General features: G+C 72.5%; 23 protein-coding genes. 10 read left to right on the top strand and 13 right to left on the bottom strand.

The window, feature by feature from the left end; translation table 11 throughout:
* Positions 1–9 precede the first annotated feature (9 nt).
* The 6 genes from tal (at position 10) to BLU82_RS34085 (ending at position 6,502) form a co-directional block, all read left to right on the top strand.
* The gene (gene tal / locus BLU82_RS09675; protein ID WP_092619058.1) at positions 10–1,122 is read left to right on the top strand and encodes a transaldolase; all 1,113 of its coding nucleotides are present in this window, start codon (positions 10–12) and stop codon (positions 1,120–1,122) included.
* A complete protein-coding gene (locus tag BLU82_RS09670) occupies positions 1,119–2,711 on the top strand; it encodes a glucose-6-phosphate isomerase (protein ID WP_092619055.1) in 1,593 nt (530 codons plus the stop codon). The genes tal and BLU82_RS09670 overlap by 4 nt, the downstream gene beginning before the upstream one ends.
* The gene (gene zwf / locus BLU82_RS09665; protein WP_092619052.1) at positions 2,708–4,237 is read left to right on the top strand and encodes a glucose-6-phosphate dehydrogenase; all 1,530 of its coding nucleotides are present in this window, start codon (positions 2,708–2,710) and stop codon (positions 4,235–4,237) included. The genes BLU82_RS09670 and zwf overlap by 4 nt, the downstream gene beginning before the upstream one ends.
* Positions 4,234–5,190 (top strand): glucose-6-phosphate dehydrogenase assembly protein OpcA, encoded by a 957-nt coding sequence (gene opcA / locus BLU82_RS09660; RefSeq protein ID WP_092619049.1) that lies wholly within the window; start codon positions 4,234–4,236, stop codon positions 5,188–5,190. The genes zwf and opcA overlap by 4 nt, the downstream gene beginning before the upstream one ends.
* Positions 5,187–5,960, top strand: coding sequence for a 6-phosphogluconolactonase (gene pgl, locus BLU82_RS09655; protein WP_092619046.1), 774 nt, complete (start codon positions 5,187–5,189; stop codon positions 5,958–5,960). The genes opcA and pgl overlap by 4 nt, the downstream gene beginning before the upstream one ends.
* 365 nt (positions 5,961–6,325) lie before the next feature.
* Entirely contained in the window at positions 6,326–6,502 is a 177-nt protein-coding gene (locus tag BLU82_RS34085) for a hypothetical protein (protein WP_157740767.1), read from the top strand.
* Here the strand turns inward: BLU82_RS34085 and BLU82_RS34080 are convergent.
* Positions 6,499–7,383, bottom strand: a complete 885-nt coding sequence (locus tag BLU82_RS34080) for an ankyrin repeat domain-containing protein (RefSeq protein WP_172885565.1) — start codon at positions 7,381–7,383, stop codon at positions 6,499–6,501. The two genes, BLU82_RS34085 and BLU82_RS34080, sit on opposite strands and share 4 nt — an antisense overlap.
* Positions 7,384–7,432: 49 nt before the next feature.
* Between BLU82_RS34080 and BLU82_RS09645 the strand changes: the two genes are divergently transcribed.
* Complete coding sequence (locus BLU82_RS09645; protein ID WP_092619043.1) at positions 7,433–8,401, top strand: YafY family protein; 969 nt, start codon at positions 7,433–7,435, stop codon at positions 8,399–8,401.
* A gap of 132 nt (positions 8,402–8,533) precedes the next feature.
* Here BLU82_RS09645 and BLU82_RS09640 read toward each other — a convergent pair whose 3' ends face one another.
* The 5 genes from BLU82_RS09640 to gap form a co-directional block, all read right to left on the bottom strand.
* Positions 8,534–8,875 carry an RNA polymerase-binding protein RbpA gene (locus tag BLU82_RS09640; RefSeq protein WP_069114128.1) on the bottom strand — a complete coding sequence of 114 codons (342 nt, stop codon included), beginning with the start codon at positions 8,873–8,875 and terminating at the stop codon, positions 8,534–8,536.
* Between the two features lie 21 nt (positions 8,876–8,896).
* Entirely contained in the window at positions 8,897–9,127 is a 231-nt protein-coding gene (gene secG, locus BLU82_RS09635) for a preprotein translocase subunit SecG (RefSeq protein WP_069114129.1), read from the bottom strand.
* 172 nt (positions 9,128–9,299) lie between these two features.
* On the bottom strand, positions 9,300–10,085 hold the full coding sequence (gene tpiA, locus BLU82_RS09630; RefSeq protein WP_092619040.1) for a triose-phosphate isomerase: 786 nt from the start codon (positions 10,083–10,085) through the stop codon (positions 9,300–9,302).
* Positions 10,085–11,275 carry a phosphoglycerate kinase gene (gene pgk, locus BLU82_RS09625; RefSeq protein WP_092625649.1) on the bottom strand — a complete coding sequence of 397 codons (1,191 nt, stop codon included), beginning with the start codon at positions 11,273–11,275 and terminating at the stop codon, positions 10,085–10,087. The genes tpiA and pgk overlap by 1 nt, the downstream gene beginning before the upstream one ends.
* A 5-nt stretch (positions 11,276–11,280) precedes the next feature.
* Positions 11,281–12,285 carry a type I glyceraldehyde-3-phosphate dehydrogenase gene (gene gap / locus BLU82_RS09620; RefSeq protein ID WP_092619037.1) on the bottom strand — a complete coding sequence of 335 codons (1,005 nt, stop codon included), beginning with the start codon at positions 12,283–12,285 and terminating at the stop codon, positions 11,281–11,283.
* Positions 12,286–12,482: 197 nt separating this feature from the next.
* Here gap and BLU82_RS09615 point away from each other — a divergent pair, with 197 nt between their 5' ends.
* Complete coding sequence (locus BLU82_RS09615; RefSeq protein WP_092619034.1) at positions 12,483–12,968, top strand: hypothetical protein; 486 nt, start codon at positions 12,483–12,485, stop codon at positions 12,966–12,968.
* A gap of 25 nt (positions 12,969–12,993) precedes the next feature.
* Positions 12,994–14,529 carry a flotillin family protein gene (locus BLU82_RS09610; protein WP_092619031.1) on the top strand — a complete coding sequence of 512 codons (1,536 nt, stop codon included), beginning with the start codon at positions 12,994–12,996 and terminating at the stop codon, positions 14,527–14,529.
* Between the two features lie 3 nt (positions 14,530–14,532).
* Here BLU82_RS09610 and BLU82_RS09605 read toward each other — a convergent pair whose 3' ends face one another.
* The 5 genes from BLU82_RS09605 to uvrC form a co-directional block, all read right to left on the bottom strand.
* A complete protein-coding gene (locus tag BLU82_RS09605; RefSeq protein ID WP_197682839.1) occupies positions 14,533–15,222 on the bottom strand; it encodes a peptidyl-tRNA hydrolase in 690 nt (229 codons plus the stop codon).
* Complete coding sequence (whiA, locus tag BLU82_RS09600) at positions 15,219–16,199, bottom strand: DNA-binding protein WhiA (protein ID WP_092619028.1); 981 nt, start codon at positions 16,197–16,199, stop codon at positions 15,219–15,221. The genes BLU82_RS09605 and whiA overlap by 4 nt, the downstream gene beginning before the upstream one ends.
* A 63-nt stretch (positions 16,200–16,262) precedes the next feature.
* Positions 16,263–17,279, bottom strand: a complete 1,017-nt coding sequence (yvcK, locus tag BLU82_RS09595; protein WP_092619025.1) for a uridine diphosphate-N-acetylglucosamine-binding protein YvcK — start codon at positions 17,277–17,279, stop codon at positions 16,263–16,265.
* Positions 17,276–18,163, bottom strand: coding sequence for an RNase adapter RapZ (gene rapZ, locus BLU82_RS09590; protein ID WP_092619022.1), 888 nt, complete (start codon positions 18,161–18,163; stop codon positions 17,276–17,278). Before rapZ ends, yvcK begins: the two co-directional genes overlap by 4 nt.
* A gap of 80 nt (positions 18,164–18,243) precedes the next feature.
* Positions 18,244–20,229: an excinuclease ABC subunit UvrC gene (uvrC, locus tag BLU82_RS09585; RefSeq protein WP_092619019.1), complete on the bottom strand. Its 1,986-nt coding sequence runs from the start codon at positions 20,227–20,229 to the stop codon at positions 18,244–18,246.
* A 224-nt stretch (positions 20,230–20,453) separates the two neighbouring features.
* On the opposite strand from uvrC, the gene BLU82_RS09580 reads away from it, so the two are divergent.
* Positions 20,454–21,281 (top strand): hypothetical protein, encoded by an 828-nt coding sequence (locus BLU82_RS09580; RefSeq protein WP_172885564.1) that lies wholly within the window; start codon positions 20,454–20,456, stop codon positions 21,279–21,281.
* Positions 21,282–21,479: 198 nt separating this feature from the next.
* Here the strand turns inward: BLU82_RS09580 and BLU82_RS09575 are convergent, their stop codons facing one another.
* Together BLU82_RS09575 and uvrA are read right to left on the bottom strand one after the other, a co-directional pair.
* On the bottom strand, positions 21,480–22,037 hold the full coding sequence (locus BLU82_RS09575; protein ID WP_092619013.1) for a ubiquinol-cytochrome c reductase iron-sulfur subunit: 558 nt from the start codon (positions 22,035–22,037) through the stop codon (positions 21,480–21,482).
* 69 nt (positions 22,038–22,106) lie between these two features.
* Positions 22,107–24,971 carry an excinuclease ABC subunit UvrA gene (gene uvrA, locus BLU82_RS09570; protein WP_092619010.1) on the bottom strand — a complete coding sequence of 955 codons (2,865 nt, stop codon included), beginning with the start codon at positions 24,969–24,971 and terminating at the stop codon, positions 22,107–22,109.
* Between the last annotated feature and the right edge of the window lie 219 nt (positions 24,972–25,190).

Genomic DNA, 25,190 nt, shown 5'->3' with positions numbered 1-25,190 from the left:
AGGGACATCATGAACACCAACGATCCGCTCGGCCGGCTCTCCGCCGAGGGCGTCGCCATCTGGCTCGACGACCTCTCCCGCGACCGCCTGACCACCGGGAACCTGCAGTCGCTGATCGACGACAAGCACGTCGTCGGCGTCACCACGAACCCGTCGATCTTCCAGGCCGCCATCACCAAGAGCAGCCTGTACGACGACGACCTGCGCCGCCACGCCGGCCAGGGCTCCGACGCCGACGCCGCCGTGCGCGACCTCACCACCGACGACGTCCGCGCCGCCGCTGACCTGTTCGCGCCGGTCGCGCAGCAGAGCACCAACGGCGACGGCCGGGTCTCCATCGAGGTCGACCCGCGGCTGGCGCACGACACCGACGCCACCATCGCCCAGGCCAAGGAGTTGTGGGCGGAGGTCGACCGGCCGAACGTCTACGTCAAGATCCCCGCGACGAAGGCCGGCCTTCCGGCCATCACCGCGGGCATCGCCGCGGGCATCAGCGTGAACGTCACGCTGATCTTCTCCATCGACCGCTACCGTGAGGTCATGGACGCCTACCAGGCGGGACTCGAGCAGCGGGTCGCCGCCGGTGAGTCGCTCGACGGCATCGCCTCGGTCGCGTCCTTCTTCGTGAGCCGGGTCGACTCCGAGATCGACAAGCGGCTGGAAGCCATCGGCTCCGACGACGCGCTGGCGCTGCGCGGCAAGTCGGCCGTCGCGAACGCCCGGCTGGCCTACGCCGCCTACGAGGACGTCGTCGCCGCCGACCGCTGGCAGCGGCTGGAGGCGGCCGGCGCGCAGCGGCAGCGGCCGCTGTGGGCGTCGACGTCGACGAAGAACCCCGACTACGACGACACCATGTACGTCACCCAGCTGGTCGCGCCCGACACCGTGAACACCATGCCCGAGGCGACGATCGAGGCGGTCGCCGACCACGGCGACATCACCGGCGACACCATCCGGCCCCACCGCGAGGACGCGTGGAACACGCTGGCCGCGGTCCGCGCCGCCGGCGTCGACCTCGACGACGTCAGCGAGGTGCTCGAGCGCGAGGGCGTCGAGAAGTTCGAGACCAGCTGGAACGACCTGCTCGAATCCGTCAACGCCAAGCTGGAGGCCGCCAAGTGACCGCACTGACCGTCAGCACGTACGGCGTCGACGCCGACGCCGTCGTCGAGGGCTTGGTCGGCGAGAAGGTCGCGTCGCGCATCGCGGCGAAGGACGCCACGCTGTGGGGCCCCGACGCCGAGGCGGAGGCGTCCATCCGGCTGGGCTGGACCGACCTGCACGAGACGTCGCGGCCGCTGCTGGCCGAGATCGAGGCGTTGTCGGCCGAGCTGCGGGCCGAGGGCCTCGACCGCATCGTGCTGGCCGGCATGGGCGGCTCGTCGCTGGCGCCGGAGGTCATCACCCGGACGGCGGGCGTCGAGCTGACCGTCCTCGACACCACCGACCCGGGCTCGGTGGCCCGTGCGCTGGCCGACCGCCTCGACCGCACCGTCATCGTGGTGTCCAGCAAGTCCGGCTCGACGGTCGAGACCGACAGCCAGCGGCGGGTCTTCGCGGCCGCGTTCGAAGCGGCCGGCATCGACTCCGCCAGCCGCATCGTCGCCGTCACCGACCCGGGGTCGGGGCTGGCCGAGCTGGCCGAGGCCGGCGGCTACCGCCGGGTGTTCCTCGCCGACCCGAACGTCGGCGGCCGCTACTCCGCGCTGACGGCGTTCGGGCTGGTCCCGAGCGGGCTGGCCGGCGCCGACATCGCCGCGCTGCTGGACGAGGCCGCGGCCGCCGCCGAGCGGCTGGGCGGCGACGTCACCGACAACCCGGCGCTGCGACTGGGCGCCGCGCTCGCCGGCGCGCACGAGCAGGGCCGCGACAAGGTCGCCATCGCCGACGCCGGCTCCGGCATCGTGGGGTTCGCCGACTGGGCCGAGCAGCTCATCGCCGAGTCCACCGGCAAGCTGGGCACCGGCGTCCTGCCCATCGCCAGCGGCAGCGTCGACGACCCCGAGATCACGCACCCCGCCGCCGACGTCCTCCCGGCCATCGTCGGCGAGCCCGCGCAGCCACCGGCCAAGGGCGTCGTCGTCACCGGTGAGCTGGGCGCGCAGTTCCTGCTCTGGGAGTACGCGACGGCCGTCGCCGGCAAGCTGCTGGGCATCAACCCCTTCGACCAGCCCGACGTCGAGAGCGCGAAGAAGGCCGCCCGCGGCCTGCTCGACGCCACGCCGGAGCCCGAGGCGCCCGCCTTCACCGACGGCGTCGTCGAGGTGCGCGGCTCGGCCGGGCTGCTCGACGGCGTGACGACGCTGAGCGGCGCCGTCGACGCGCTGCTGGGCCGGCTGGCGCCCGACGGCTACCTCGCCGTCATGGCCTACCTCGACCGCGAGGGCGACGACGCCGGGCTGGCCGCCGTCCGCGTGCCGCTGGAGCGGCGCACCGAGCGGCCCGTCACGTTCGGGTGGGGCCCGCGGTTCCTGCACTCCACCGGCCAGTACCACAAGGGCGGTCCGGCGCAGGGCGTGTACCTGCAGGTCACCGGCGCGCCGGCGGACGACCTCGCGATCCCGGACCGGCCGTTCACGTTCGGGCAGCTGATCGCCGCGCAGGCGGCCGGCGACGCCCAGGTGCTGGCCGACCACGACCGCCCGGTGCTCCGGCTGCACCTGACCGACCGCAAGGCAGGCATCGAGACTCTGAGGGACGTTCTGCGGTGAACTACCAGAACCCGCTGCGCGACAAACGCGACAAGCGGCTGCCACGCATCGCCGGCCCGTCCGGCCTGGTGATCTTCGGGGTCACCGGCGACCTCGCGCGCAAGAAGCTGATGCCGGCGGTGTACGACCTCGCCAACCGCGGCCTGCTGCCGCCCGGCTTCTCGCTGGTCGGGTTCGCCCGGCGCGACTGGGCCACGCAGGACTTCGGCAAGATCGTGCACGACGCCGTCAAACAGCACGCGCGCACCCCGTTCCGGGAGGCGACCTGGCGGCAGCTCGCGCAGGGGTTCCGGTTCGTCCCGGGCGACTTCTCCGACGACGACGCGTTCGACCGGCTGGCCGAGACCGTCCGCGAGCTGGACGAACAGCAGGGCACGGGCGGCAACCACGCGTTCTACCTGTCGATCCCGCCGTCGTTCTTCGACATCGTCTGCAAGCAGCTGGACCGCTCCGGGCTGGCCCACCCGGACGGCCCGGAGCAGTGGCGCCGGGTGATCATCGAGAAGCCGTTCGGCCACGACCTCGCCAGCGCCCGGCAGCTCAACGCGACGGTCGAGAGCATCTTCCCGCCCGACTCGATCTTCCGCATCGACCACTACCTGGGCAAGGAGACGGTCCAGAACATCCTGGCGCTGCGATTCGCGAACCAGCTGTTCGAGCCGATCTGGAACGCCCACTTCGTCGACCACGTGCAGATCACGATGGCCGAGGACATCGGCATCGAGAGCCGGGCCGGCTACTACGACGGCATCGGCGCGGCCCGCGACGTCATCCAGAACCACCTGCTGCAGCTGCTGGCGCTGGTGGCCATGGAGGAGCCGGTCTCGTTCAACGCGTCGGACCTGCGGGCGGAGAAGGAGAAGGCGCTCTCCGCCGTCCGGCTGCCTCCGGACCTCCGCGAGCACACCGCGCGCGGGCAGTACGCGGCGGGCTGGGCCGGCGGGCAGAAGGTGAGGGGGTTCCTCGAGGAGGACGGCATCCCGCCCGAGTCCACGACCGAGACCTTCGCCGCCGTCCGCCTCGACATCGACACCCGCCGCTGGGCCGGCGTGCCGTTCTACCTGCGCACCGGCAAGCGGCTCGGGCGCCGTGTCACCGAGGTGGCGATCGTGTTCAAGCGGGCGCCGCACCTGCCGTTCGAGTCCACGGCCACCGAGGAGCTCGGGGAGAACGCGCTGGTCATCCGGGTGCAGCCGGACGAAGGCGTGACCATCCGGTTCGGGTCGAAGGTGCCCGGCACGGCCATGGAGGTGCGAGACGTCACCATGGACTTCGGCTACGGCGGCTCGTTCACCGAGGAGAGCCCCGAGGCGTACGAGCGGCTGATCCTCGACGTCCTGCTGGGCGACCCGCCGCTGTTCCCGCGGCACGAGGAGGTCGAGCTGTCCTGGCAGATCCTCGACCCGATCGAGGAGTTCTGGGCGGCGAGCCCGGGGCAGCCCGAGCAGTACTCGCCCGGCGGCTGGGGCCCCGCGTCGGCCGAGGAGATGCTGGCCCGCGACGGCCGCACCTGGAGGCGTCCATGATCATCGACATCCCGTCGACCACCGCCGGCGACGTCGGCAAGCGCCTGGTCGAGCTGCGCGAGAAGCACGGCGCGGTCGCGCTGGGTCGCGTCCTCACGCTGGTCCTCGTCACCGAGGAGGCCGGCGCCGAGGATGCCATCGAGTCGGCGAACCAGGCCAGCCACGAGCACCCGTGCCGCATCATCGCCGTCATCAAGGGCACGTCGCGCGGGTCGGCCCGGCTCGACGCGCAGATCCGCGTCGGCGGCGACGCCGGCGCCAGCGAGGTGGTCGTGCTGCGGCTGTTCGGGCCGCTCACCGGGCACGCCGAGTCCGTCATCGTCCCGCTGCTGCTGCCCGACAACCCGGTGGTCGCGTGGTGGCCGGCCGAGTCTCCCCCGGTGCCGGCCGACGACCCCGTCGGGCGGCTGGCGCAGCGGCGCATCACCGACGCCGCGGCCTGCAAGCGGCCGAGCGCGGCGCTGCAGGAGCGGGCCGAGACGTACCAGCCGGGCGACACCGACCTCTCGTGGACGCGGCTGACACTGTGGCGGGCGCTGCTCGCGGCGGCGCTGGACCAGCCGCCGCACGAGGAGATCACGGCGGCGCGGGTCGTCGGCGGTCCGGACAACCCGAGCGCCGACCTGCTGGCCGGGTGGCTGGCGCACACGCTGCGCGTCCCCGTCACGCGGACCAAGGCGACCGGCGTCGAGGGCCTGTTCAGCGTGCGGCTCGACCGTCCGTCCGGCGCGATCGCCATCGAGCGTCCCGACGACGAGGTGGCGACGCTGACCGTCCCCGGCCGCGCCGACCGCCGCGTCGCGCTCCCCCGCCGCAGCGCCGGCGACTCGCTGGCCGAGGAACTGCGGCGCCTCGACCCCGACGACGTCTACGCCGAGGTCATCCAGGAAGGTCTGGAGGAACTGCACGAGACCGGCAAGATCACCCGGACGAAAGCGAAGGCCAAGCGATGACCACACCCACGATCGTGATCCACCGCGACGCCGACGTGCTCGTCCAGGCGGTGGCGGCCCGGCTCATCACCCGCCTGGTCGACGCCCAGGCCGCGCACGGCGACGCGTCCGTCGTCCTCACCGGCGGCACGGCGGGCATCGCGACGCTGCGCGCGGTCGCCGCGTCGCCCGCCTGCTCGGCCGTCGACTGGTCGGCGCTGTCCATCTGGTGGGGCGACGAGCGGTTCCTGCCGTCCGGCGACCCGGACCGCAACGAGACCCAGGCGCGGGCCGCCCTGCTCGACCACGTGCCGGTCGACTCGGCGCGGGTGTTCGCGATGCCTGCGGCGTCCGGCGACCTGACGCCGGAGGACGCGGCGGCCGCCTACGCCGACGTGCTGGCGGCCCAGACGGAGAAGCGGCTGCACGTGGGCGCCCCGGCGTTCGACGTCCTGCTGCTCGGCGTCGGGCCCGACGGCCACGTGGCGTCGCTGTTCCCGGAGCACCCGGCCCTGCACGACGATCGTCCAGTGGTCGGCGTCCGCGGCGCGCCGAAGCCGCCGCCTGAGCGGGTCAGCCTCAGCCTGCCGGTCATCCGATCGGCGGACGAGGTGTGGCTCGTGGTGGCGGGCGCGGACAAGGCGCCGGCGGTGCGGCTGGCGCTGGGCGGATCCGGGCCGGTCCAGATCCCGGCGGCCGGCGCCCAGGGCCAGCGGGCGACGCGGTGGCTGCTGGACCGCGCCGCGGCGGCCGAGCTCCCGCCCGGCCTGGGGCGCCCCGCCTCGCCGTGAGGGCCGCGGCGTCGGCTCGCCGTCCATCAGGCCGGTAGTGCGATGCGGCGTGGTGACGTGAGCGCCAACTGTTGGCGCTCACGTCACCACGGGTGAACAAGGTCGCCGGGCCAGGGCCGATCGTTCGCGCACCCGGGCAGATTCGGCCTGGCGACGGCGGGCGCGGACGAGGCGACGCCGGTCCGAGCGCCGGCGGCGCGGCTGGCACCGAGCGTGCCGGCCCAAGTCTCGGTGTCCGAGCTCCCGCCCGGCCTCGGCCGTCCTGCCTCGCCGTGCGGGCCGCGGCGCCGGCTCACCGTCCCCTGAGATCGCCCTACATCGGGACAGATGTGACAGGACGAGAAAGGGTTGCCTATCCTTCCCGCGTGGCGTCGATGAAGGCGAAGAAGAAGTGCTGCCGCGACCGGCCGCGGTGCAAGGTGTGCCCGGTCGTGCTCAAGCGGCTCGCCGACGCCGGGCTGCTGGAGCGGGAGAGCAAGCGCCGCTACTCGTTCGACGCCAAGCCGCCGAAGCCCGCCGTCGCCGCGGCCCGTAGCCGCTAGCCGGTGACGGAGCGGAGGTAGGCCGCGACGTCGGGGTGCTGGAAGAAGTCGGCCCAGCCGGCCGGGTCCAGCTGGAACCGATCGTCCTTCGCCGCCACGTCCGCACCGCGTTCCACCAGCAGCTTCACCACGTCCAGCGCGCCCGCGCCGGCCGCGTAGTGCAGCGCACCGTCCACCGGCGCGCCGGCCGCGGCCAGCGCCCGCACGACGTCCCAGTGGTGTAGTCCGGCGGCCTCGGCGGCCAGCGACGGCCGCACGCCGGCGGCGCCGTCCCCCAGCGCCGCCGCTACGGCGCCCGCGTCGCCACGCAACGCCGCGGCGACGACGGGGTCCCGCTGGTCCGTCCGCGCCCGGTACAGGTCGCGCAGCAGGCAGATCTCCGCGCCGTGCGCCATGACCTCCCGGTTCACGTGCAGCACGAGCTTGGCCATCGAGTCGTCCGCGTACGGCCCGCCGCGCGGCCCCAGCGGCCGCAGCATCGTCTCGTCGTCCAGGGCCGCGACCCCGGACCGCCACAGCTCGTACGCCTCGTCCAGCAGCGCCAGCGCCCCGTCCGCCGCCGCCGGCAACCCGTCCGGCCAGTGCAGCGCGGAGTACATGTCGGCGTCGGCCGCGTCAGGGTCGAAGAACGCCCGCGCCCGCTTGCCGAGCACGTCGCGTCCGACGTGCATGGCGCGCCAGGCGATGGTCGTGACGGGCGGCAGCGGCGGCTCGGGCTGGACGGACTCGAGGTCCAGTGCGCCGCCCGGGCCGGGCCGCAGGCTCCACGCGCCCTCCGCCGGCTCCCACAGGTACTCGTCGTCGGTCAGGCCGGCCAGCCGCGGCCGGAAATGGACGTTCCAGTAGAACTCGAGCTGGTCGAGCAGATCGGCACTCCACATATCGACCACCGTAGGACCCTAATAGGACACCGTCTGTCATATTAGAGAGATGCGCGCCGAACGCCTCGTCCAGGTCGTCCTGCTGCTGCAGACGCACGGCCGGCTGACGGCGGGCGAGCTGGCCCGGCGGCTGGAGGTGTCGACGCGCACGGTGCAGCGCGACCTCGACGCGCTCAGCGCGGCCGGGTTCCCCGTCTACGCCGACCGCGGCCGGGCCGGCGGCTGGTCGCTGGCGGCCGACTACCGCACCCGGCTGACCGGCCTCTCCCCCGCCGAGACCGCCGCGCTGTTCGTCGCGTCGACGGCGCACGTGCTGGCCGACCTCGGGCTCGACGCCGCCGCGGGGACGGCCGAGGCGAAGCTGCTCGCCACGGTGCCGGCGCACGCCCGCGAGCAGGCCGACCTCGCCCGCGAACGGGTCCTGGTCGACCACGCCGACTGGATGGAGGCGCGCGAGCCGTCGCCGTGGCTGGCGGTGCTGCGGCGGGCGGTGTGGAACGACACCCGGGTGCTGGTGCGCTACGGCAGCGCGCCCGCCGCCGTCAGCGTCGAGCCGCTGGGGCTGGTGGCGAAGAAGCGGTCCTGGTACCTCGTCGCCCGCAAGGACGACGACTACCGCACCTACCGGGTCGGGCGCATCGCGCACGCGGAGCACACGAGCGAGCGGTTCCGGCGTCCGCCCGGCTTCGACCTCGCCGCGCACTGGCACGACAGCGGCGAGCGCTACTTCGCCGGGCTGCGCCGCTACCCGGTCCGGTTGCGCGTGCGCGGGTACGCCGCCACCCGGCTGCGCTGGGCCCGCAACGCCGTCGTCGACACCGTGTCGGAACCGGACGGCGACGGCTGGCAGGAGGTGGCCATGACGTTCGAGTCGGCGCTCGAGACGCGCGTGTACCTACTCGGACTGGCCGGCGACGTGGTGGTGCTGGAACCACGTGAGCTGCGCGACGACATGCGTCGCGCAGCCCGGGCGTTCCTGGAGCAGAACCAGGGTGTGGCTCCCGGGTCTCGGCCGTAGCGAGCGGCGTCCAGGTGGATGCCTCGCAAGGCCGAGGAAGGAGACATAGCGGTGCCTATGGCGACTGACGAGAACGCAGCGAGGCGCCGCCTGGGCGTCGCGCAGTAGGCCACGGACCCGGGAGACACGCCCTCAGAGGGAACGGCGCTTGCGCAGCGCCTGCAGGGCCTCTTCGAGGATGGCGGCGCCGTCTTCGTCGCTGCGCCGCTCCTTCACGTACGCGAGGTGCGTCTTGTACGGCTCGGTGCGCGGCGCGGCCGGCGGGTGCTCGCGGTCCTGACTGGCCGGCAGCCCGCAGCGGATGCAGTCCCAGGACTCAGGGATGGCGGCCTCGGCGGCGAAGCTGGGCGAGCTCTCGTGTCCGTGCTCGCAGTAGTACGTCACCTTGCGGCGTGGTGCGGAATCGCCGCGTTCTGCCTCGCCCATGGGTCCGGCGCCCACCCGGCTGCCACGGATCGCGTTGCCTCCGACCACGGTGCGTCCTCCCTGACGTTGCTAGCTGGCGTTCAGCAGGCCGAGCGCGATGATGGCAGCGGCCCAGACCAGGCCGAGCGCGACCGTGAGGCGGTCGAGGTTGCGCTCGGCCACCGAGGACCCACCCAATGAGGAGGACACCCCGCCACCGAACATGTCGGACAGCCCGCCGCCCTTGCCCTTGTGCATGAGCACCAGCAGGATCAGCAACGCGCTGGTCGCGACCAGCAGGATCGAGAATGCCAGTTCCACGGTGGTGTGCCTTCGTCCTTCCGGATCGGCGGGGCCGGCGAGCGCCGGGCGCACGGTCCAAGACTACGCGTTCGGGCCTGTCGTGCCGAATGGTACCTGGTCGCTGTGAATGATCATGTCCCCGCCCCCGGCCGATGCGACGGGCCGGACGACGGGGACACGATGGTCCTGCTCAGGGGTTGCGGTGGTACCGGGCGATCAGCGCGAACTCGTCGGCGTTGATGCTCGCGCCGCCGACCAGCGCGCCGTCGACGTCGGGCTGCTCCATGATCGGCTTGACGTTCGCCGCCTTCACCGAGCCGCCGTAGAGGATGCGCACGCCCGCCGCCAGCTCGGCGCTGTACAGCTTCGCCAGCCGCTCGCGGATGGCCGCGGCCAGCTCCTGCGCGTCGTCGGGCGTGGCGACCTCGCCGGTGCCGATGGCCCAGACCGGCTCGTACGCGACGACGATGCTCGCCGCCTGCTCCGCGCCCAGGCCCTCGAGCGCACCGTCGAGCTGCGCCAGCGTGTGCTCGACGTGCCGGCCCTCCTGACGGACCTCGAGCGGCTCGCCGACGCACAGGATCGGCGTCAGCTCGTGCTGATAGGCCGCCTTGATCTTCGCCGCCACCAGCTGGTCGGTCTCGCCGTGGTACTCGCGCCGCTCGGAGTGGCCGACGGTGACGTACGTGCAGCCCAGCTTCGCCAGCATGGCGCCGGAGATGTCGCCGGTGTAGGCGCCGGAGGCGTGCTGGGAGAGGTCCTGCGCGCCGAAGGCGATGTTGTAGCGATCGGCGTCGATCAGCGTCTGCACCGAGCGCAGGTCGGTGAACGGCGGCAGCACCGCCACCTCGACCTTCTCGAGGTCGTCGTCGTTGAGCGAGAAGGCGAGCTTCTGCACCAGCGCGATGGCCTCGAGGTGGTTGAGGTTCATCTTCCAGTTGCCGGCCATGAGCGGCCGGCGGGTCTTCGTCGCCATCAGGACTCCAAGACGGTGAGGCCGGGCAGTTCCTTGCCCTCGAGCAGCTCGAGCGAGGCGCCGCCGCCGGTCGAGATGTGCGTGAACGCGCCCTCGTCGAGGCCGAGCTGACGGACGGCGGCCGCGGAGTCGCCGCCGCCGACGACGCTGGTGCCGCCGACCTCGGAGACCGCGACCGCGACCTGGCGGGTGCCCTCGGCGAACGGCGCCAGCTCGAACACGCCCATGGGGCCGTTCCAGACCACCGTCTTCGCGTCGGCCAGCTTGCCGCGGAACAGCTCGATGGTGGCCGGGCCGATGTCGAGGCCCTTCTGGTCGGCCGGGATGGCCGACGCGGGCACCACGGACGTGGCGGCGTCGGCGCTGATGTCGGCCGCGACGACGACGTCGACCGGCAGCACCAGCTCGACGCCGCGCTCCTGCGCCCGCGCCAGGTACTCGCGGACGGTGTCGAGCTGGTCGTCCTCGAGCAGCGAGCCGCCCACCTCGTAGCCCTGGGCCTTGAGGAACGTGAACGCCATGCCGCCGCCGATGAGCAGGCGGTCGACCTTCTCGAGCAGGTTGTCGATGACGCCCAGCTTGTCGGAGACCTTCGAGCCGCCGAGCACGACGACGTACGGGCGCTCGGGATCGACGAGGACCTTCGCGAACGCGCGCACCTCGGCCTGGACCAGCAGGCCGGCCGCGTGCGGCAGCGCCTGGGCGAGGTCGTAGACGCTGGCCTGCTTGCGGTGCACGACGCCGAAGCCGTCGGACACGAAGACGTCGCCCAGCTCGGCCAGCTCGGCCGCGAAGGCGCCGCGCTCGGCGTCGTCCTTGCTGGTCTCGCGGGCGTCGAAGCGCAGGTTCTCGAGCAGCGCGACCTCGCCGTCGGCCAGCGCGGCGACGGTCTTGCGCGCGCTCTCGCCGACGGTGTCGGTGGCGAACGCGACCTCAGCGCCGAGCAGCTCACCCAGCCGCTTCGCCACCGGCGCGAGCGAGTACTTCGCGTCGGGCGCGCCCTTCGGCCGGCCCAGGTGGGCCATGACGACGACCCGGGCGCCGGCCTCACGCAGCTGCTGGATGGTCGGCACCGACGCGCGCACCCGGCCGTCGTCGGTGATGACCGACCCGTCGAGCGGCACGTTGAGGTCGGAGCGGAGGAGGACCCGCTGACCGCGCAGGTCCCCCAGCTCGTCGATTCCCCTCATCACGCTCAGAGCGAGGCGCCGACGAAGCGGACGAGGTCCACCAGCCGGTTGGAGTAGCCCCACTCGTTGTCGTACCAGCCCACGACCTTGACCTGGTCGCCGATGACGCGGGTCAGGCCGGAGTCGAAGATGCACGACGCGGGGTCGGTGACGATGTCGGACGAGACGATCTCGTCCTCGGTGTAGCGCAGGTAGCCGGCCAGCGCGCCCTCGGCGGCCGCCTTGTACGCGGCGTTCACCTCGTCCACGGTGACCTCGCGCGACAGCGTGACCGTGAGGTCGGTGGCCGAGCCGGTGGGCGTCGGCACCCGCAGCGCGAAGCCGTCGAGCTTGCCCTTCAGCTCGGGCAGCACCAGGCCGATGGCCTTGGCCGCACCGGTGCTGGTGGGGACGATGTTCAGCGCGGCGGCGCGGGCCCGGCGGAGGTCCTTGTGCGGGCCGTCCTGCAGGTTCTGGTCGGCGGTGTAGGCGTGCACCGTCGTCATGAGACCGCGCTCGATGCCGAACGCGTCGTTGATGACCTTCGCCAGCGGCGCCAGGCAGTTCGTGGTGCACGACGCGTTGGAGATGATGGAGTGCGCGGCGGGGTCGTAGGTGTTCTCGTTGGCGCCCAGCACGAGGGTGACGTCCTCGTTCTTCGCCGGGGCCGAGATGATGACCTTCTGCGCGCCGCCGTCGATGTGCGCCTTCGCCTTGGTGGCGTCGGTGAAGAACCCGGTGGACTCGAGCACGATGTCGGCGCCGAGCTCCTTCCAGGGCAGCTGCGCGGGGTCGCGCTCGGTGAGCACCTTGAACGACTGGCCGCCGGCGGTGATGGTGTCGCCCTCGTGGCTGACGTCGGCGAGCGTGCCGAGGATGGAGTCGTACTTCAGCAGGTGAGCGAGGGTCTTGGTGTCGGTGAGGTCGTTGGCGCCGACGATCTCGATGTCGCCGCCGCCCTGCGCGAACACCGCGCGAGCGAAGTTGCGCCCGATGCGGCCGAAGCCGTTGATGCCTACACGAACGGTCATCAGGAGGTACTCCTCACGGTTCAGGGGCGTACAAGAAACGGTCGTCCACCCCGTCGTGGTGACCCAGACGAAACATTAGGGCATCGCTGCCGGAAACGTTGAGTGGCCCGTCATCCGCATGCTAGTACCGTCGTCGTGCCCGCGAGCGGCACCCGCTACCATCGGGCCGTCCACGCGGCCGGTAGGGGGATCAACGGGTGACGATCTATCTCGTCCTGGGCTTCGCCGGGCTCGCCTTCCTGCTGGTGTCGCTACTGGCCGGCGAGTTCCTGGACGGAGTCCTCCACGTCGGCGGCGACTGGTTCTCCAGCGCCGCCGCGGCCGCGTTCGTGTCCGCGTTCGGGTTCTGCGCGTCGCTGGCGCAGTCCGCCGACCTCGGCACCCCGGCGACGCTCGGGCTCGGCGTGGTCGCCGGCGCACTCGTCGCCGGGCTCACCGCCTGGCTCACCCGAACGCTCAAGAACGGCGCCACCGACCAGACGCCGCGCACGTCCGACATCGTCGGCTACGACGGCGTCGTGGTCTCGACCATTCCCGAGGCGGGCTTCGGGGTGGTCAACGTCAGCGTCGGCGGCCATCTCACCCGCCTGAACGCCCGCGCCGTCGAGACGATCGAGACCGGGGCCGCGGTCACCGTCGTCGGCGTGCTCTCGCCCACCGCCGTGTCCGTCGCCCGCCTGTAGCGGGCTCCAACGGGGAGATCCACAGTTGAATCAGACGACCATCACCGTCATCGGCCTCATCGTCCTCCTGGTCCTGATCGTCCTGCTCATCACCAGCCGCTACAAGGTAGCCGGCCCGAACGAGGCGTACATCGTCACCGGACGGCGCGGCAAGGCCGTCCGTAACCCGGAGACCGGCATCATCTCGACCGACCTGTCCGGCCAGCGCGTCGTGATGGGCGGCGGGACGTTCGTCATCCCGTTCGTGCAGAAGCTGCACATCCTCGACCTCTCCAGCCGGCGGCTGTCCGTGCAGATCCGCGGCGCCGTGTCCGGCCAGGGCGTCAAGCTCAACGTCGAGGGCGTCGCGATCGTCAAGGTCGGCGGCAACGAGGACCAGATCCGCGCAGCCGCGCAGCGCTTCCTCACCCAGCAGGAGGAGGTCGAGACGTTCACCCAGGAGGTGCTGGCCGGTGCGCTGCGCTCCATCGTCGGCGGCCTCTCCGTCGAGCAGATCATCCGCGACCGCGCCGCCTTCGCCCAGCGGGTGGCCGACGAGTCGGAGAACTCGCTGACCGGCCAGGGTCTCGTCCTCGACACCTTCCAGATCCAGGACATCACCGACGACGGCAGCTACCTGTCCGACCTCGGCCGGCCCGAGGCCGCCCGGATCGGGCAGGAGGCGGCCATCGCCGAGGCCAACGCCCGGCAGGCCGCCGAGCAGGCCCGCATCCTCGCCGAGGAGGAGATCGCCGTCGCCCAGCGCGGGCTGGCGCTGCGGCAGGCCGAGATCAAGGCCGAGACCGACGCCGCCGCGGCACGTGCGGCCGCGTCCGGCCCGCTCGCCCAGGCCGACCAGGACCAGGCGATCCTCGCCGAGCAGGAGAAGGTCGCCGTCCGGCAGGCCGCGCTGACCGAGCGGCAGCTCGACACCCAGGTGCGCAAGCCCGCCGACGCCGAGCGGTACCGCGTCGAGCAGGAGGCCGAGGGCAAGCGGAACTCCGACATCGCCGAGGCCGAGGCGCGCAAGGCCGCGGCCATCGCCGCCGCCGAGGGCCGGGCCGAGGAGGCCCGGCTGGTCGGTGAGTCGGAGAAGGCGCGCCGGGCCGCGCTGGCCGAGGCCGAGGCGATCGAGGGCGCCAAGCGCGGTGAGGCCGAGAAGGCCCGCCGGGTCGCCGAGGCCGAGGCCGTCCGCGCCGAGGGTGAGGCCGAGGCGTCGGCGATCCTCGCCCGTGGCCACGCCGAGGCGGAGGCCATGGACAAGCGGGCCGAGGCGTTCGCGCACTACAACGAAGCGGCCGTGCTCCAGATGCTGGTCGAGGTGCTGCCGGCGCTGGCCCGCGAGGTGTCGGCTCCGATCGGCGCGATCGACAAGCTGACGGTGGTGTCGTCCGACGGCGTCAACTCGCTGCCGCGGCAGGTCACCGACAACGTCGTCCAGACGCTGGAGATGCTGAAGAACGCGACCGGCCTCGACCTGGACGAGCTGATCAAGAGCGCCGCATCGGGCGCCGTGGGCCGGCTCAGCGGGTCGTCCGCTTCGCCCGACGGCGTCGACGGTGTCACCGTGCCGCAGCCCTGACGCTCACCACCACGCGGCGGCGGTCGTGGTGCCGGGGGTGACCTCGGTCAGGCCGCCGTCGCGCACCACCACCCCGGACCGGACCAGTGCCGCCTGCCACCCGGCGGGCGGCACAGCCACGACGCGGACCGGGCAGCCGGCCGCCGTCCACTCGAGCCGCCGGTCCCCCGGCATCGCGTGCCAGGCGAGCTGGGCGGCGTGCCCGGCCTGAGCGGCCGCCTTGCCCGCCGTCATCGTCACGGCCGGGTTCAGGGCGACGGCGAGCGCGGCGGGGTCGGCGTCGCGCTCGCCCGGGGCCGCGGCGTCCTCCACCTCGGTGCCGCCGACCTGCAGCCGCCGCACCTCGTCGGGCAGCTCGCCGACGGGGCCGGGCAGCAGCGCCCGCACGCTCGCGCCGTCGTGCGTCACGCCGACGCCGGGCAGCGGCTGGACCCGCTGCCAGTGCACGCCGCGGGCGCGGCGCACCACCTTGCGGATCCAGCCGTCCTCGTACTGACGGATCGCCGCCGCCCAGTCCGGGTCGGCGTCGTCGGCGTACCCGGCGGCGACCAGCCGGCCGGCCGCCGACGCCACTGCCTCCAGCAGCGCCCGCCGGGTGGGCGGGTCGCCCTCCGGTGAGCCGGGCCGGGGCAGGTGAACGACGATCTGCATCGCCCACGCCTGCGGCCCGGACGGCGGCCCGGCATCGCTCACGGAGCGAGCATGTCCGGCGTGAGGCTGGCCTCGGTGTCGGGCACGCCGTCGTCGGCGGCCTTGCGGTCGGCCATCGCGAGCAGCCGGCGGATGCGCCCGGCCACCGCGTCCTTCGTCATGGGCGGGTCGGACAGCTGGCCCAGCTCCTCGAGGCTGGCCTGTTTGTTCTCCAGCCGCAGCAGCCCGGCCTGGCGCAGGTGGTCGGGGACATCCTCGCCGAGGATCTCCAGCGCCCGCTCGACCCGCGCCCCCGCCGCGACGGCCGCCCGCGCCGACCGGCGCAGGTTGGCGTCGTCGAAGTTGGCCAGCCGGTTCGCCGTGGCCCGCACCTCGCGCCGCATGCGCCGTTCTTCCCAGGCCAGCACGCTGTCGTGCGCGCCCAGCCGGGTCAGCAGCGCCCCGATGGCGTCGCCGTCGCGGACCACCACGCGGTCGGTCCCCCGCACGTCGCGCGCCTTGGCCGAGATGTCCAGCCGCCGGGCCGCGCCGACCAGCGCCAGCGCCGCCTCGGGCCCCGGGCAGGTCACCTCCAGCGCGGAGCTGCGGCCGGGCTCGGTCAACGACCCGTGGGCGAGGAACGCGCCCCGCCACGCCGCCTCGGCGTCGTGGTCGGCCCCGTTCACCACCTGCGGCGGCAGCCCGCGGACCGGCCGCCCACTGGCGTCGATCAACCCCGTCTGCCGCGCCAGCCGCTCGCCGTCGCGCACCACGCGCACGACGTAGCGGCTGCCCTTGCGCAGCCCACCGGCCGCGACCATCGCGAGGTCGCTGTCGTGGCCGAACACCTCCGCTATGTCACGTCGCAGCCTGCGGGCCGCGACCCCCGTATCCAACTCGGCCTCGATGACGATCTTCCCACTGACGATGTGCAGGCCGCCGGCAAAGCGCAGCAGCGACGACACCTCAGCCTTACGGCAGCACGTCCTTGTCACCTCGAGGCGAGCCAGCTCGTCCTTCACGGATGCTGTCATCGCCATGCGGTGATCCTGCCACACCGGAGGGTCTGTCCGGTCACGGTCACTGCATGCCGGACAAGGCCCTCAGTGCCAAGGGCCGATGCCGCTGTTGCCGAGCGTCTGGGCGTAGGTGCGGCCCAGCCGGACAGGGTCGTGCTGGGCGGTGCCGTCAGCCTTCGCGACGTCGGCGACGACGAGTTCGGCGCCCATCTCGCCGGCGATGCGGCGCAGCAGCTTCTCGTCGGTGCAGGAGCGCCGTTCGGCGATGACGAGGTCGAGGCGCAGGTCCGGCGCGTACGCACCGAGCACCTCGAGGTGCATCTCCGGGGTGAAGCCGGTGGTCTCGCCACCTTCCTCGGACAGGTTCAGCGTGACGGCCCGGCGCGCGGACGTCGTCACGAGAGCGTCGCGGATCTCCGGGACGAGCAGGTGCGGCACGACGCTGCTGAACCAGGAGCCGGGGCCGAGCACCACCCAGTCGGCGTCGGCGATGGCCTCGAGCGCCTCGGGGCAGGCCGGCGGGTCGTCCGGGACGAGGCAGACGGCGACGATGTCGCCGTCGGTGGTGGCCACCTCGTGCTGGCCGCTGACGGTGAAGACCTCGCGCGGGGCGCCGGGCTGCGCCGCCGGGCGGCCGACCAGCGCCTCGATGGTCAGCGGGACGAGCGCCATCGGCAGCACCCGGCCCTGCGCGCCGAGCAGCCGGCCGACCCAGTCGAGGCCCTCGACGTGGCCGCCGAGCAGCTCCCACAGGGCGACGATGAGCAGGTTGCCGGCCGCGTGGTTGTGCAGTTCTCCCCCGCTGAGGAACCGGTGCTGCAGCACCCGCGCCCATGTGCGGCCCCAGTCGTCGTCGCCGCAGAGGGCGGCCAGCGCCATGCGGAGGTCGCCCGGCGGCAGTACGCCCAGCTCCTCACGCAGCCGGCCGCTGGAGCCGCCGTCGTCGGCGACGGTGACGATGGCCGTCAGACGGCCCGCCATACGGCGCAACGCCGCGAGCGACGCCGCCAGTCCGTGGCCGCCGCCCAGGGCGGTCACCTTCGGGCCGGCGAGCCGGCCGCGGGCGACGTCGCCCGTCGTGCTGGAGAGTGTTCCGGTCATTCCCGTCCGAGATCGCGATGGACCACGAGGGTCTCGATGCCCTGTTTGCGCAGCCGCTGCGCGAGCGCCTCGCTCATCGCGACGCTGCGGTGCTTGCCGCCGGTACAGCCGATGCCGATGGTGACGAACCGCTTGCCCTCGTGCAGGTAGCCGGGCGCCACCATGGCGACCAGCTCGCTGTAGTGGTCGAGGAAGTCCTCGGCGGTCGGCTGTGCCAGCACGTAGTCGCTGACCTCGGCGTCGGTGCCGTTCTGCGGCCGCAGGTGCGGCACCCAGTGCGGGTTCGGCAGGAACCGCATGTCGGCGACGAGATCGGCGTCCACCGGCAGACCGTACTTGAATCCGAACGAGATGACGATGGCCCGCAGTCCGGTGATCTCGGGCGCCGAGAACGCCGACCGCACCCGGCCGGCCAGCTCGTGCGGGTTGAGCAGCGAGGTGTCGATGACGACGTCGGCGGCGACCCGCAGCGACGCCAGCTCCTCACGCTCGCGCTCGATGGCCTCGAGGACGCGTCCGCCGCCCTGCAGCGGGTGCGGACGGCGCGCCGACTCGAACCGGCGGACCAGCGCTTCGTCGCCGGCCTCGAGGAACAGCACCGTCGGGCGGTAGCCCTGCTCGGTGAGGCGGTCGAGGGCGCCGCGCAGCTCGCCGAAGAACACCCCGCCGCGGACGTCGGCGACGACGGCGACGCGGCGCAGGTCGGTGCGCTGGGTGACGGTGGTGACGAGGTCCATGAGAAGCGACGGCGGCAGGTTGTCGACGACGAACCAGCCGATGTCGTCGAGCGCAGCCGTGGCGGCGGTCTTCCCGGCCCCGGACATGCCGGTGACGAGGAGGAGGTCGAGCTTCTCCGAGGCCTCGGGACGGCCTTGGTCGTTCATGGTGCGATCCCCTTGTGCGGTGCGGCGTGGATGTTCAGTTGTCGGGGGCGCGTCCGGCGAGCGACCGTGGCCACGGGTGGTCACGGATCGAGGATCTCGCCGGTCGCGGTGTTGACGGCCGGGGTGGCCGGGCGCTGTGCCAGCGCGTCGACCACCGCCTGCGCCGTGGCAGGACCGAAGCCGGGGACCTCCGCGATCTGCTCCATGGTCGCAGTTCGCAGCCGTTTCAGCGACCCGAACGTGGTCATGAGCGCCTTGCGGCGCGTGGGCCCCAGGCCGGGCACGCCGTCGAGCAGGCTGTCGACCATGGACGTGGAGCGGCGCTGCCGGTGGAACGTGATGGCGAACCGGTGCGCTTCGTCGCGGACCCGCTGCAGGAGGTACAGGCCCTCGCTGGTGCGCGGCAGGATGATCGGGTGGTCGGAGTCGGGCGGCCACACTTCTTCCAGGCGCTTGGCCAGCCCGACGACGGGGATGTCGCTGACGCCTGCTTCGTCCATGGCCTGCCGGGCCGCGTTGACCTGCGGCTGGCCGCCGTCGACGACGACCAGGCCGGGCGCGTAGGAAAACTTGCGCGGCCGCCCGGTGTCGGGGTCGATGCCGGGACGCAGCTCGGGCGCGGCGCCGTCGGGTGCGGGTTCGCCCTGGTCGGCCTGGGGCGACTCGCGCAGCCGGCGGAACCGGCGGATCAGCACCTCGCGGATGGAGGCGACGTCGTCGGTGCCGCCCTGCTCGCCGCGGACGGTGAACTTGCGGTACTCGCTCTTGCGCGGCAGGCCGTCCTCGAACACCACCATGGACCCGACCACCTCGGTGCCGGCCAGGTTGGAGATGTCGTAGCACTCGATGCGCAGCGGCGGCTCGTCGAGCTCGAGCGCCTCCTGGATCTCCTCGAGCGCCCGGCTGCGGGTGGTGAGGTCGCTGGCCCGCTTCGTCTTGTGCAGGTTCAGCGACTGCTTGGCGTTGGCGGCGACGGTCTGCAGCAGCGCCCGCTTGTCGCCGCGCTGCGGCACCCGGATGTCGACCCGGCCGCCGCGCAACTCGGCCAGCAGCTCCGTCAGCGCGGCCGCCTCGCCGGGGTCGTCGGGCAGCGCCGGCACCAGCACCTCGCGCGGCACCGACTCGCCGCCCAGCTCGCCGTAGAGCTGCAGCAGGAACCGCTCGACCAGCTCGCCGGCGGGGGCGTCGTCGGATTTGTCGGCGACCCAGCCGCGCTGCCCGCGGACCCGGCCGCCGCGCACGTAGAACACCTGGACGGCGACCTCGAGGGTGTCGTCGGCGAGCGCGACGACGTCGGCGTCGGTGCCGTCGCCGAGCACGACGGCGTTGGCCTCCATGGCCCGCTCGAGCGCGGCGATGTCGTCGCGCAGCCGGGCGGCCCGCTCGTAGTCGAGCTCGGCCGCGGCGGCCTTCATCTCCTTCTCCAGCCGCCGGACGTAGCCCGACGTGCGGCCGTCGAGGAACGAGACGAGGTCGTCGGCGATCTGACGGTGCTCGTCGGCGTCGACCCGGCCGACGCACGGCGCCGAGCACTTGCCGATGTAGCCGAGCAGGCACGGCCGGCCGATCTGCTTCGACCGGTTGAACACGCCCTTGGAGCAGCTGCGCACCGGGAACACCCGCAGCAGCTGGTCGAGCGACTCGCGGATGGCCCAGGCGTGCGCGTACGGGCCGAAGTAGCGGACGCCGCGCTTCTTCGCCCCGCGCATGACCATGGCCCGCGGGAACTCCTCGTTCAGCGTGACGGCGAGGTACGGGTAGGACTTGTCGTCGCGGTAGCGGACGTTGAACCGCGGGTCGAACTCCTTGATCCAGGAGTACTCCAGCTGCAGCGCCTCGACCTCGGTGCGCACCACCGTCCACTCGACCTTGGCCGCGGTGGTGACCATGGCGAACGTGCGCGGGTGCAGCGCGGAGAGGTCCTGGAAGTACGACGACAGCCGCGCGCGCAGGCTCTTGGCCTTGCCGACGTAGATGACGCGGCCGTGAGCGTCGCTGAAGCGGTAGACCCCGGGCTCGACCGGGATCGACCCCGGGGCCGGTCGGTACGTCGTCGGATCGGCCACGACAGACAGCCTATGACCTCGCACCGACAGACCCCGCATGCCGGTGTTCGCGGTGAGCGTGACCGAACGCCCGACCGGCAATGTGCGGCGATGTGCCGACAATTCTCACACCTCCCTCGGCCGAATAGCGGAACAAATCGGAATCGCAATGATCGGTTCCCCGGCCGGAACTATCTTCGGGGGCACCTTCGAGACAAGGCGGGAGGCATGGAATGCCCACATCTGTGCGTACAGAGAATTTCGTCGACCAACTCGGCGACTCGTTCAGCCGACTCGGCTCCGACATCGGCGACTTCGTGCCGCGCCTGGTGGTCGCGCTACTACTGCTGCTGGTCGGGCACTGGGTCGCGAAGCTGATCCGACGGCTGCTCACGGCCGGACTGAACAAGATCGGCGCCGGTCGCCTGACCGAGGCCGCCGGCATCGAGAACACCCTGCGCCAGGCCGGAACCAGCGGTGTGGCGCTGATCGGCCAAGTGGCCTACTTCCTGATCTTCATCATCTTCGTGCAGATCGCCGCGGAAGTACTGCGGATCGATCAGCTGACGACGATGCTGAACCGGCTCATCGCCTATCTGCCGCTGGTGGCCATCGCGCTTCTGGTGCTGTTCGTGGCGGCCGCGATCGCCAATTGGGCGGCGAATGTCGTCCGGCCGTTCGCGGAGAGCCGGAACATGGGCTGGGTCAGCACCGCGGTGCGCATCGGCGTGCTGGTGATCGGGATCCTGGCCGCGTTCGACACGCTGAACTTCGCGTCGTCGGTGACGTCGAAGATCGAGAACACGCTGCTGCAGTACCTGCCGCTGGCGATCCTGGGCGCGGTCACGATCGCGTTCGGCGTCGGTGGCATCAACACCGCCCGCGAGTGGTGGGCGAAGCTGTCGCCGTCGAACTTCGACCCGCCGATGGGTCGCGGTGCCGCGGCGTCGGCGTCGGCCTCGTACGGCTCGGCGGGTGACGGTTCGCCCGCGGGCGCGCCCGCCGACCCGCCGGGGCAGTCGCTGTTCGGCGACGAGGAGCCGCCACCCACGGAGCCGCGTCCGGGCGCCTGAGCCCCGCGTTGCTCCCCTGACGCCGCACCCGGCCGCCGGTTCACCCCGTTCGCACCGGCCGGGTGCGGCCCCGCCAGCCGCCGGAGCGTCGCTGACGGGGCGGAGGATGCGGAGCAGGCGTCAAGAGCGCCCGCGGCATGCTTCACCGCCGCGTAGCGGAGCCGGCGAAGCATCCTCCACCCCGCTGGCGACTTCGTCTCAGCCGGCGAGGATCTGGTCGCCCTCGACGAGGATCGCCACCGCCGGCAGCGGCTGCTCGGCCGGGCCGTTGGCCACCGAGCCGTCGGCGACGTTGAACTGGCTGCCGTGGCAGTCGCAGGTGATCAGGCCGTCGGCCACCGTGGTGACGGCGCAGCCCTGGTGCGTGCAGGTGCTGCTGTAGGCGACGAACGTGCCGGCCTCGGGCTGCGCCACCACGACGCCGGGGACGTGCAGCACGACGCCGCCGCCCACCGGGACCTTGTCGGTGCTGGTGAGCGCCTCGCCGCCGGGCTCCTCCGCGGGCGTCGACGGCTCGGCCGGCGGCGTGGCCTCGGCGCTGCTGCCGCCGTCGGTCGCCTCGGCGCTGGGCTGCGCCGACGGCGCGCCGCCCGTGCTCGGCTCGTCGTCACCGCCGCCGCAGGCCGCCAGCAGGCCCGCGACGCCGACGGCGCCCAGGCCCATCAGCGCCGTGCGGCGGCCGACGCAATGGCCGCAGCCCGCGTGGTCGCCGTCGGTGTCGCCGTCCGTGGTCGTTGCCGCGTGCCGCTGTGCCATCGATCGCCTCTCCGTGGGGTACCCGCTCACCCTATGTACGAGCGGGCAGCCCGGACGGATTGAGATCGACTAGACACCGAGGATGTCGCGCAGGAAGGCGCCGGTGTGCGACGCCTGGACCTTGGCGACCTGCTCGGGCGTGCCGGTGGCGACGACGGTGCCGCCGCCGGTGCCGCCCTCGGGGCCCATGTCGACGATCCAGTCGGCGGTCTTGACGACGTCGAGGTTGTGCTCGATGACGACCACGGTGTTGCCCTTGTCGACCAGCCCCTGCAGCACGCCGATGAGCTTGCGGATGTCTTCGAAGTGCAGGCCGGTGGTGGGCTCGTCGAGCACGTAGATGGTCTTGCCGGTGGACCGCTTCTGCAGCTCGGCCGCCAGCTTGACCCGCTGTGCCTCGCCGCCGGAGAGCGTGGGCGCCGGCTGGCCCAGCCGCACGTAGCCCAGCCCGACCTCCTTGAGCGTGCGCAGGTGCCGGGCGATGCGCTCGACCGGGGCGAAGAACTCCGTCGCCTCCTCGATGGGCATCTCGAGCACCTCGGAGATGCTCTTGCCCTTGTAGTGCACCTCGAGCGTCTCGCGGTTGTACCGGGCGCCGTGGCAGACCTCGCACGGCACGTAGACGTCGGGCAGGAAGTTCATCTCGATCTTGATGGTGCCGTCGCCGGAGCACGCCTCGCAGCGCCCGCCCTTGACGTTGAACGAGAACCGTCCCTGCTGGTAGCCGCGGACCTTCGCCTCCTGCGTCTCGGCGAACAGCTTGCGGATGACGTCGAACACGCCGGTGTAGGTGGCCGGGTTGCTGCGCGGCGTGCGGCCGATGGGCGACTGGTCGACGTGCACGACCTTGTCGACCAGGCCCATGCCCTCGATGCGCTTGTGCCGGCCCGGCACCGCGCGGGCGTTGTAGATCTCCTTCGCCAGCGAGGTGTACAGGATGTCGTTGACCAGCGTGGACTTGCCCGAGCCGCTGACGCCGGTGACGGCGACGAAGCAGCCCAGCGGGAAGCTGACGGTGACGTCCTTGAGGTTGTTGGCGCGCGCCCCGACGACCTTGAGCGCGCGGTCCTTCGTGGGCGGGCGGCGCACCGGCGGGATGTCGATGCGCTTTTTCCCGGACAGGTACGCGCCGGTGAGGGAGTCTTCCTGCGCCAGGAGGTCGTCGACGGTGCCGCTGACGACGACCTGGCCGCCGTGCTCGCCGGCGCCCGGGCCGATGTCGACCACCCAGTCGGCCACCTTGATGGTGTCTTCGTCGTGCTCGACGACGATCAGCGTGTTGCCGAGGTCGCGCAGCCGGATGAGCGTCTCGATGAGCCGGTGGTTGTCGCGCTGGTGCAGCCCGATGGACGGCTCGTCGAGCACGTACAGCACGCCGACCAGGCCGGAGCCGATCTGCGTGGCCAGCCGGATGCGCTGCGCCTCGCCGCCGGCCAGCGTGGCCGATGCGCGGTCGAGGCTGAGGTAGTGCAGGCCGACGTCGACCAGGAACTGCAGCCGCTCGTTGACCTCCTTGAGCACCCGGGCGGCGATCTGCTCCTCGCGCTCGGACAGCTTCAGCGTGCGCAGGAACTCGGCGCACTCGCCGATGGGCAGCGCGGCGACGTCGGCGATGCTGCGGCCGCCGACCGTGACCGCCAGCACCACCGGCTTGAGCCGGGTGCCGCCGCAGGCCGGGCACGGAACCTCGCGCATGAAGCCCTCGAACCGCTCGCGGCTGGCGTCGGACTCGGCCTCGGCGTAGCGGCGCCGCACCCACGGGAGCACGCCCTCGTAGGACGTGTAGTAGGAGCGCTCGCGGCCGTACCGGTTCTTGTAGCGGACGTGCACCTGCTCGGGGTGGCCGTGCAGGACGGCCTCGCGCGCCTTCTTCGGCAGCGACTCGAACGGGACGTCGGTGCGGAATCCGATGGCCTCGGACAACGCCGTGACCAGCCGGTCGAAGTACTCGGACGTGTTGCCGGGCGCCCACGGGGCCAGCGCACCGCCGTCGAGCGTCTTGGACGGGTCGGGGACGATCAGTTCCTCGTCGACCTCCATGCGGGTGCCCAGGCCGGTGCACTCGGGGCAGGCGCCGAACGGCGAGTTGAACGAGAACGACCGCGGCTCGAGCTCTTCGAACGACAGCTCGTCGTACGGGCAGTACAGGTGCTCGGAGTAGACCCGCTCGCGGTGGTCGTGGTCTTCGGGGAGGTCGACGAAGTCGAGCGTGACCAGTCCGCCGGACAGCCGCAGCGCGGTCTCGACGGAGTCGGTGAGCCGGCGCTTCGCGGACTCCTTCACCGCCAGCCGGTCGACCACCACCTCGATGGTGTGCTTCTCCTGCTTCTTCAGCTTCGGCACGTCGGTGAGCTGGTACACCGTGCCGTCGACCCGGGCCCGGGAGTAGCCCTGCGACTGCAGCGTGCGGAAGAGGTCGGCGTACTCGCCCTTGCGGGCGCGCACCACCGGCGCGAGCACCTGGAAGCGGGAGCCGTCCTCGAGGTCGAGCACCTGGTCGACGATGGACTGCGGCGTCTGCCGGCCGATGGGCCGCCCGCACTGGGGACAGTGCGGATGCCCGGCCCGCGCGTACAGCAGCCGCAGGTAGTCGTAGACCTCGGTGATGGTGCCGACCGTCGAGCGCGGGTTGCGCGACGTGGACTTCTGGTCGATGGAGACCGCCGGCGACAACCCCTCGATGAAGTCGACGTCGGGTTTGTCCATCTGCCCCAGGAACTGGCGGGCGTACGCCGACAGCGACTCGACGTAGCGGCGCTGGCCCTCGGCGAAGATGGTGTCGAAGGCCAGGCTGGACTTCCCCGACCCGGACAACCCCGTGAACACGATGAGTGCGTCGCGGGGGAGGTCGAGGGAGACGTCTTTGAGGTTGTGCTCCCGGGCGCCGCGGACCACCAGGCGGTCGCTGGCGCGGGCGGCGGTTCGTTCGGTCATGAGGTCGCGTGGGCTCCGGTGTCGGGGTGGTGCGCTGGACAGACGTACGGTTCACTGCATCGTCGTGTTGTTGGCGGGTCTGCCGGACAGACGGACCGTTCACTGCATCGTAGGGGGCGGGTCCGACAAGGTCGGCCGGACTAACGGTCCGGGACGCCCAACCCAGTCGCCCCGGCGGCCGATCAGGGCTAGGTTCGAAACCGTGCCCACCGTGAACGC

Origin of the sequence: Jiangella sp. DSM 45060, assembly GCF_900105175.1 — a bacterium.
In the GTDB taxonomy this organism is placed as follows: domain Bacteria; phylum Actinomycetota; class Actinomycetes; order Jiangellales; family Jiangellaceae; genus Jiangella.
This window is presented reverse-complemented; position numbering and strand designations above follow the sequence as displayed.

Bases quoted from the DNA above. Each gene is read 5' to 3' on its own strand.
- tal (WP_092619058.1), top strand. From the start codon at position 10: ATGAACACCAACGATCCGCTCGGCCGGCTCTCCGCCGAGGGCGTCGCC.
- opcA (WP_092619049.1), top strand. From the start codon at position 4,234: ATGATCATCGACATCCCGTCGACCACCGCCGGCGACGTCGGCAAGCGC.
- pgl (WP_092619046.1), top strand. From the start codon at position 5,187: ATGACCACACCCACGATCGTGATCCACCGCGACGCCGACGTGCTCGTC.
- BLU82_RS34080 (WP_172885565.1), bottom strand. From the start codon at position 7,383: ATGTGGAGTGCCGATCTGCTCGACCAGCTCGAGTTCTACTGGAACGTC.
- BLU82_RS09645 (WP_092619043.1), top strand. From the start codon at position 7,433: ATGCGCGCCGAACGCCTCGTCCAGGTCGTCCTGCTGCTGCAGACGCAC.
- tpiA (WP_092619040.1), bottom strand. From the start codon at position 10,085: ATGGCGACGAAGACCCGCCGGCCGCTCATGGCCGGCAACTGGAAGATG.
- pgk (WP_092625649.1), bottom strand. From the start codon at position 11,275: ATGAGGGGAATCGACGAGCTGGGGGACCTGCGCGGTCAGCGGGTCCTC.
- gap (WP_092619037.1), bottom strand. From the start codon at position 12,285: ATGACCGTTCGTGTAGGCATCAACGGCTTCGGCCGCATCGGGCGCAAC.
- whiA (WP_092619028.1), bottom strand. From the start codon at position 16,199: ATGGCGATGACAGCATCCGTGAAGGACGAGCTGGCTCGCCTCGAGGTG.
- yvcK (WP_092619025.1), bottom strand. From the start codon at position 17,279: ATGACCGGAACACTCTCCAGCACGACGGGCGACGTCGCCCGCGGCCGG.
- rapZ (WP_092619022.1), bottom strand. From the start codon at position 18,163: ATGAACGACCAAGGCCGTCCCGAGGCCTCGGAGAAGCTCGACCTCCTC.
- BLU82_RS09575 (WP_092619013.1), bottom strand. From the start codon at position 22,037: ATGGCACAGCGGCACGCGGCAACGACCACGGACGGCGACACCGACGGC.
- uvrA (WP_092619010.1), bottom strand. From the start codon at position 24,971: ATGACCGAACGAACCGCCGCCCGCGCCAGCGACCGCCTGGTGGTCCGC.